The sequence below is a fragment of the Pseudomonas meliae genome (assembly GCF_001400515.1).
In the GTDB taxonomy this organism is placed as follows: Bacteria; Pseudomonadota; Gammaproteobacteria; order Pseudomonadales; family Pseudomonadaceae; genus Aquipseudomonas; species Aquipseudomonas amygdali.
The window spans coordinates 1-6,421 of sequence record NZ_LJQT01000182.1 but is presented as its reverse complement, the minus strand read 5'-3'; the positions used below and the strand labels follow the sequence as shown (position 1 = coordinate 6,421).

The 6,421-nt window shown below is 59.3% G+C and carries 6 protein-coding genes; all 6 read right to left on the bottom strand.

Annotated elements, in window-relative coordinates; translation table 11 throughout:
- Positions 1-198: 198 nt before the first annotated feature.
- A complete protein-coding gene (locus tag ALO64_RS08260; RefSeq protein WP_011169574.1) occupies positions 199-1,044 on the bottom strand; it encodes an urease accessory protein UreD in 846 nt (281 codons plus the stop codon).
- 52 nt (positions 1,045-1,096) lie between these two features.
- Positions 1,097-1,792, bottom strand: a complete 696-nt coding sequence (gene urtE / locus ALO64_RS08255; RefSeq protein WP_044345071.1) for an urea ABC transporter ATP-binding subunit UrtE — start codon at positions 1,790-1,792, stop codon at positions 1,097-1,099.
- 96 nt (positions 1,793-1,888) lie between these two features.
- Positions 1,889-2,749, bottom strand: a complete 861-nt coding sequence (urtD, locus tag ALO64_RS08250; protein WP_044345072.1) for an urea ABC transporter ATP-binding protein UrtD — start codon at positions 2,747-2,749, stop codon at positions 1,889-1,891.
- Complete coding sequence (gene urtC, locus ALO64_RS08245; RefSeq protein ID WP_004666316.1) at positions 2,746-3,825, bottom strand: urea ABC transporter permease subunit UrtC; 1,080 nt, start codon at positions 3,823-3,825, stop codon at positions 2,746-2,748. Before urtC ends, urtD begins: the two co-directional genes overlap by 4 nt.
- Positions 3,825-5,414 carry an urea ABC transporter permease subunit UrtB gene (gene urtB / locus ALO64_RS08240; RefSeq protein ID WP_044345073.1) on the bottom strand — a complete coding sequence of 530 codons (1,590 nt, stop codon included), beginning with the start codon at positions 5,412-5,414 and terminating at the stop codon, positions 3,825-3,827. Before urtB ends, urtC begins: the two co-directional genes overlap by 1 nt.
- 242 nt (positions 5,415-5,656) lie before the next feature.
- Positions 5,657-6,421: transporter substrate-binding protein (locus ALO64_RS08235; RefSeq protein ID WP_157058644.1), on the bottom strand; the 765-nt coding region annotated here is incomplete at its 5' end.

The window sequence follows — 6,421 nt, the reverse complement described above, 5'->3', positions numbered from 1 at the left end:
AACTTGTTCGCGAAGGGGCCGGTGTAGTCGCCGAAAATGCAGCGCCTAAAACATTGTCTTCGCGAACACGTTCGCTCCCACGCCCTGCGGGCAGAAGCGCTAAAAGCCCCGATTTTCGGGCTTTTCAAGACTTATGTATCACGCTGAGTGTATCAGCGCCGAGGGTGTAGCCTGGAATGCAGAGCGTCCAGTCATCAATCAGGTGTTCCAGATTCTTGGCGTTACCGCCTGGCGTCCCAGCAGGGCAGGGCGCAGGTATTTCCAGATTTGTATCAGCCAGGCTCGCGCGTGCAATGCTTCGTCTGCCAGGCAGCGAGCCACTACAAGGCCCGGCAATTGGGTCAGATCACCGCGTACCGGGTTGGGCATCGACAGCGAGCGACAGGCCTCAAGCAGATCGCTGCTCACTTCACCGGTCAGCAGCAGGGTGGCGAATACCGTTTTGCCGTCCAGGCCGATGGGCGAGTCCAGCAGCCCGTCGCCACCTATAATGCGTTGCCGTTCGTGCCAGAGCAATGTGCCGTCGCGGCGGATATCCAGATGCGACTGAAAATGTCCCTGCTCGAAACGCTCGCCGCTGGCCGGACGGCCCAGTGCTACTACATCCCAGTAGCATAGCTTCGCGTCACCGTGCAGTTCTATGCGGGTGGTAAGTTCTGCCTGGGCATTGCTGAAAACGATGGTTTCCTGCGGCAGCCATTCCAGCGTCGCGCCGGGCTGGACATGCAGCTCCAGTTGCTGAAAGGCCGGGCTGGCGGCGCGATACCATTTCGCCGCGCCGGGGCTGGTCAGTTGTGCCCAGGCATCGGCACCGACCGTGGCTGAAATGTCCAGCCGGTCTCCCCCGGCGATACCGCCCGGTGGGTGAACGATGATGTGCTGGCACACCTGCGGTCCTTCGGCATACAGATGCTTTTGCACCCGCAGCGGCCCTTTGTGGCGACGTTGGGTCGGGCGTGTGCAGTCATCGAAACGGCCATAACCCAATTCCAGCTCGGCATGCCAGCTGGGGGTAAAAAGGGCGGTGTTGGCAGGCAGATTCATGGTGTCTTCATTGGCTTGTCGAGTGCAGCACGATAACGGATTGGCGCATTAATTAAATAGTCACCAGACCGCGAACCCCTTCGGTCTCCATGTTCTCGCCACGGCCCTGCTGGACGATTTCTCCTCGCGACATCACCAGGTATTGATCGGCCAGTTCCGCCGCGAAGTCGTAGAACTGCTCGACCAGCAGAATCGCCATGTCGCCGCGCTCGGCCAGTTTTTTGATCACTGCGCCGATCTCCTTGATCACCGAGGGCTGAATACCTTCGGTAGGCTCGTCGAGAATCAGCAAGCGTGGACGACTCGCCAGTGCCCGGCCTATCGCCAATTGCTGCTGACCACCGGACAGATCGCCGCCACGCCGATGTTTCATCTGCAGCAGCACCGGGAACAGCTCGTAGATAAATGCCGGCACTTCCTTTGCTTCGGAGCCCGGAAAGCGTGACAGGCCCATCAACAGGTTTTCCTCGACCGTCAGCCGGCCGAATATTTCCCGGCCTTGCGGCACATAAGCAATCCCGGCATGCACCCGCTGATGCGTCTTGAACTGGGTGATGGCCTTGCCTTCCCATTGCACCGAGCCTTCCTTCGACGGCAACAAGCCCATCAGCACACGCAACAGCGTAGTCTTGCCTACGCCGTTGCGGCCCAGCAGGCAGGTGACTTCACCGACCTTCACATCAAACGACAGACCGCGAAGAATGTGGCTGCCACCGTAATACTGATGAAGCTTTTCGACCTGGAGCATGGTGAATGTTCTCGTCGGTTGCAGCGTAATCGTAATGTTGGGACGCGGGGCGTCTGGACAGGTATTTCCGTGCCGCGCGCCGATCAGTTCGTTGCGTCAGCGCCCTAAATACACTTCGATTACGCGTTCGTCGGCCTGCACGTCGTTCAGCGAGCCTTCGGCCAATACGCTGCCTTGGTGCAGCACGGTGACGTGGTCGGCAATCGAGCCGACGAAGCCCATGTCATGCTCGACCACCATCAGTGAGTGTTTGCCGGCCAGGCCCTTGAACAGCTCGGCGGTGAATTCGGTTTCGGCGTCGGTCATGCCCGCCACCGGCTCGTCGAGCAGCAGCAATTGCGGGTCCTGAACCAGCAGCATACCGATCTCCAGAAACTGCTTCTGGCCGTGAGACAGCAAGCCCGCCGGGCGGTGCATGGAGGTGGTCAGGCGAATGGTTTCCAGGACTTCGCGTATCCGGTCCTGCTGTTCGCCGCTCAACCGCGCACGCAAACTGGCCCATACCGATTTGTCGGTCTTTTGAGCCAGTTCAAGGTTCTCGAACACGCTCAAGGCTTCGAACACCGTCGGCTTCTGGAACTTTCGGCCAATTCCGGCCTGAGCAATCTGCACTTCGCTCATCTGCGTCAGGTCCAGCGTTTCGCCGAACCAGGCCTTGCCGTGGCTGGGGCGGGTCTTGCCGGTGATGACGTCCATCAGCGTGGCCTTGCCAGCGCCGTTGGGGCCGATGATGCAGCGCAGCTCGCCCACGCCGATGTACAGATTCAGATCGTTCAGTGCCTTGAAACCGTCGAAGCTGACGCTGATGTCTTCCAGCGTCAGGATCGTGCCGTGTCGTGTGTTCAGCCCTTTGCCAGCGCTTTTGCCAAGGCCTACCGCATCGCGGCTGGTGCCTGCATCAGAGTTGGGTGCCAGAACCGGTTCAAGCATGAACGACGGGGTAGGAGTGGTTTTCATTGCTCGCTCCTTTTCTTCAGCAAGCCGATCACGCCTTTGGGCAGGTACAGCGTGACGATGATGAACAGCGCGCCGAGAAAGAACAGCCAGTATTCCGGGAAAGCCACGGTGAACCAGCTTTTCATGCCGTTCACAAGACCCGCGCCCAGCAATGGGCCGATCAACGTGCCACGGCCGCCCAATGCTACCCACACTGCTGCTTCGATAGAGTTGGTCGGCGACATTTCGCTGGGGTTGATGATGCCGACCTGCGGCACATACAGGGCCCCGGCCAGGCCGCACAGTACGGCACTCAAGACCCAGACAAACAGCTTGAAGCCGCGCGGATCGTAACCGCAGAACATCAGGCGGTTTTCCGCATCACGCAACGCCGTCAGAACCCTGCCGAACTTGCTCTGCGCCAGGCGCCAGCCGATGTACAGGCTGGCAATCAGCAATAAGACTGTCGCTAGGAACAGCGTTGCTCTGGTTCCTTGGGAACTGATGCTGAAACCCAGAATGCTGCGAAAGTTGGTAAACCCGTTGTTGCCGCCAAAGCCGGTCTCGTTGCGAAAGAACAGCAGCATGCCGGCAAACGTCAGGGCCTGGGTCATGATCGAGAAATACACGCCTTTGATCCGCGAGCGGAAGGCGAAGAAGCCGAACACCAGCGCCAGCAGCCCAGGTGCGAGGACCACCAGACACAGCGCCCAGAGGAAATTGTCGGTGCCTGCCCAGTACCACGGCAGTTCGGTCCACGACAGGAACGTCATGAACGCAGGCAAACCATCACCTGCGGCCTGGCGCATCAGGTACATGCCCATGGCATAGCCGCCCAGTGCGAAGAACAGGCCGTGGCCCAGCGACAATAGCCCGGCGTAGCCCCAGACCAGATCCAGCGCCAGGGCGACAATGGCGTAGCAGAGGATTTTGCCCACCAGGGTCAAGGTGTAGGCCGAGACTTGAAAGCTGTTATCGGCAGGCAACAACGACAGCAACGGCAGTGCCAGCAGCACAGCCAGTATCACAATGCCTGCGGTCAACGTGCCTTTGGGGCCGACTTTTTGTGCGGCAGTTACCATCAATGGCTGGCTCATCAGTCGATCACCCGTCCTTTCAATGCGAAGAGGCCTTGCGGACGTTTCTGGATAAACAGAATGATCAGCGCCAGTATCAGGATCTTGCCCAATACAGCGCCGATTTGCGGTTCGAGAATCTTGTTGGCAATGCCCAGCCCGAAGGCCGCCATCACGCTACCGGCCAGTTGCCCGACACCGCCGAGCACCACCACCAGGAATGAGTCGATGATGTAGCTTTGGCCAAGGTCGGGGCCGACGTTGCCGATCTGGCTCAGGGCGACGCCGCCCAGACCTGCAATGCCCGAGCCCAGACCGAATGCCATCATGTCGATGCGCCCGGTCGGCACACCGCAGCAGGCAGCCATGTTGCGGTTCTGGGTCACAGCACGCACGTTCAGGCCCAGTCGGGTCTTGTTCAGCAGCAGCCAGGTCAGCACGACCACGAACAGGGCGAAGGCGATGATCACGATGCGGTTGTAAGGCAATACCAGGTTAGGCAACACCTGAATGCCGCCTGACAGCCATTGCGGGTTGGCGACTTCAACGTTCTGCGCGCCAAAGGCCAGACGTACGGCCTGAATCAGCATCAGGCTGATGCCCCAGGTGGCGAGCAGAGTTTCCAGCGGGCGGCCATACAGGTGACGAATGACCGTACGTTCCAGAGCCATGCCGATCGCGGCGGTGACAAAGAACGCCACTGGCAGCGCGATCAGCGGGTAGTACTCGATGGCCCCCGGTGCATAGCGCTGCAGCATCAGTTGCACGACATAGGTTGAATAGGTGCCCAGCATCAGCATCTCGCCATGGGCCATGTTGATCACACCCAGCAGGCCGAAGGTGATCGCCAGACCCAGCGCCGCCAGCAACAGGATCGAGCCCAGCGACATGCCGCTGAACGCCTGACCGAGGATTTCGCCGATCATCAGCTTGCGCTTCACCTGTGCCAGGCTGGTTTCAGCCGCCACGCGTACCGAAGCGTCGGTTTCCACGCCGGGCGCCAGCAATGATTCAAGACGGGTACGCGCCAGCGGGTCACCGGTTTCACCCAGCAGTCGCACGGCAGCCAGACGTACTGTCGGGCTGGAGTCGACCATTTGCAGGTTGGCCAGCGCCAGGGCCAGCGCGCTTTTGACGCTGGAATCGGTTTCGCTGGCGACACGCTCGGTCAGTAGCTCCAGTTGTGCAGGGCGAGCGCTTTTTTGCAATTGCAGGGCTGCTGCCATACGCAGTTGCGTATCGGCTGCCAGCAGTTGGTGGCTGGCCAGCGCTGTTTCAACCAGACCACGCAGCCTGTTGTTCAGGCGCAGTTTGCGCGGTTCGTCAGGAGTTGGGGCGTCGGCTGCTGCAGGGGCTTGTGCATCGACCGGCACGTATTGATCGTTGTTTTCGATCCAGGCGCGCTTGCTGCTGTCGGCGGCAACACGGCCATCGCGCAGAGCTTCAAGCAGTTCAACGCGTTCCGCTGTCGGCTTGGCTGCCCAGGCCTCCAGCAGCTCGGCCTGTTGTGCAGAACTGGCTGCGACAAAATCACTGGCATCGCTGGCCTGAGCTGCAAGGGGCAGCAGCAGGCTGATAGCGAGGATGAAACGGTAGAAGTAGGAAGGCATATCAATATGGCCTTGATTGAGTGTGTCGCCGTCTGCTCTTGATTCTGGCCGAAGGCCGTGGGAGTGAACTTGTTCACGAAAGGGCCGTTACATTCACTGAAGATGTATCGTTTGAACAGCCGCCTTCGCGGACAAGTCCGCTCCTAAAAAAATGCTTTCCACCCTGAGGCCGAGCGAACGTGTGCGTACGACTAGCGCTGGAGCGTAGGGGCGAGAGTTGTTGTGCTCTCAGCCCCGTCACATCAGTTGCTCTTCACGGGATGATCAGGCTTTTTGTCGTTGCCAGGAATGTAGGGGCTCCATGGCTGGGCGCGGATCGGCTCTTTGGTTTGCCAGACGACGTTGAACTGACCGTTATCCTCCACTTCGCCAATCATTACCGGCTTGTGCAAGTGGTGGTTGGTTTTGTCCATGGTCAGGGTGAATCCCGACGGTGCTGCGAAGGTTTGTCCGGCCATTGCCTCGCGTACCTTGTCCACGTCAGTGGTTTTGGCTTTCTCGACTGCCTGTGCCCACATGTGAATACCGACGTAGGTAGCTTCCATCGGGTCGTTGGTCACCGCTTTGTCAGCGCCTGGCAGGTTTTTCTTTTTGGCGTAGGCAGTCCAGTCAGCGACGAACTTCTTGTTGACCGGGTTTTCCACCGACTGGAAGTAGTTCCAGGCGGCGAGGTGGCCTACCAGTGGTTTGGTGTCGATGCCGCGTAGTTCTTCTTCGCCTACCGAAAACGCTACAACCGGTACGTCGGTGGCTTTCAGGCCCTGGTTGGCCAGTTCTTTGTAGAACGGCACATTGGAGTCGCCGTTAACGGTGGAGATAACCGCTGTCTTGCCACCTGCAGAGAACTTCTTGATGTTGGCCACGATGGTTTGATAGTCGGAGTGACCGAACGGGGTGTAGACCTCTTCGATGTCTTTATCCGCTACACCCTTGGAGTGCAGGAATGCACGCAGAATCTTGTTGGTGGTACGTGGGTAGACATAGTCGGTGCTGAACCGCCCCGGGTT

What these genes read in the sequence shown, in the direction of transcription:
- ALO64_RS08260 (WP_011169574.1), bottom strand. Translation starts at nt 1,044, where the DNA reads ATGAATCTGCCTGCCAACACCGCCCTTTTTACCCCCAGCTGGCATGCC.
- urtB (WP_044345073.1), bottom strand. Translation starts at nt 5,414, where the DNA reads ATGCCTTCCTACTTCTACCGTTTCATCCTCGCTATCAGCCTGCTGCTG.
- urtE (WP_044345071.1), bottom strand. Translation starts at nt 1,792, where the DNA reads ATGCTCCAGGTCGAAAAGCTTCATCAGTATTACGGTGGCAGCCACATT.
- urtD (WP_044345072.1), bottom strand. Translation starts at nt 2,749, where the DNA reads ATGAAAACCACTCCTACCCCGTCGTTCATGCTTGAACCGGTTCTGGCA.
- urtC (WP_004666316.1), bottom strand. Translation starts at nt 3,825, where the DNA reads ATGAGCCAGCCATTGATGGTAACTGCCGCACAAAAAGTCGGCCCCAAA.